This window comes from Oleiphilus sp. HI0066, from assembly GCF_001635725.1.
The window spans coordinates 1-577 of the sequence record NZ_LWFH01000772.1; the positions used below are offsets into that span (position 1 = coordinate 1).

Annotated in this window: 1 protein-coding gene; it reads right to left on the reverse strand. The window is 50.1% G+C overall.

All coding sequences use genetic code 11. From position 1 onward, the window contains the following. Positions 1-551, reverse strand: a 551-nt coding sequence (locus tag A3738_RS09255; RefSeq protein ID WP_369819791.1) for a peroxidase family protein, incomplete at its 3' end; no start/stop codon positions are given. Positions 552-577: the final 26 nt, after the last annotated feature.

Consider the following 577-nt stretch of genomic DNA (forward strand, 5'->3'; position numbering starts at 1 on the left):
TCAACCCCCACACCACCAGCAAGTACGATCACGTCAGCAACACTCGCATTGGCAGCCTGCGCTATTGGTTCAAGCACTGAAAGAACACGTTGCAAGCGCTCTGGCTCGTTACCCGCCCAACTAGCCATTGGTTCAAGACGAATACGCGCACCATTTGCACCACCTCGGAAGTCAGAGCCGCGGAATGTACGTGCACTATCCCATGCGGTGGTAACTAGGTCTGACACACTCAAACCACTTTCAGCAATTTTTACTTTCACAGCAGCTACATCAAAATCGCTATTTCCTGCAGGTGTTGGGTCTTGCCAAATCAAATCTTCCACAGGAACTTCAGGACCAATGTAACGCCTTTTAGGCCCCATATCGCGGTGCGTTAACTTGAACCAAGCACGCGCAAATACTTCTGAAAAATACTCAGGGTCATTGTAAAAACGCTCTGAGATTTTGCGGTACTCTGGGTCTACTTTCATAGCCATATCGGCATCGGTCATCACAACACGGGTTGGATCAGCTTGATCATCAATCGCAGCAGGGCGATGCTCATCTTTCAAGTCGACCGGCTCCCACTGCCATGCAC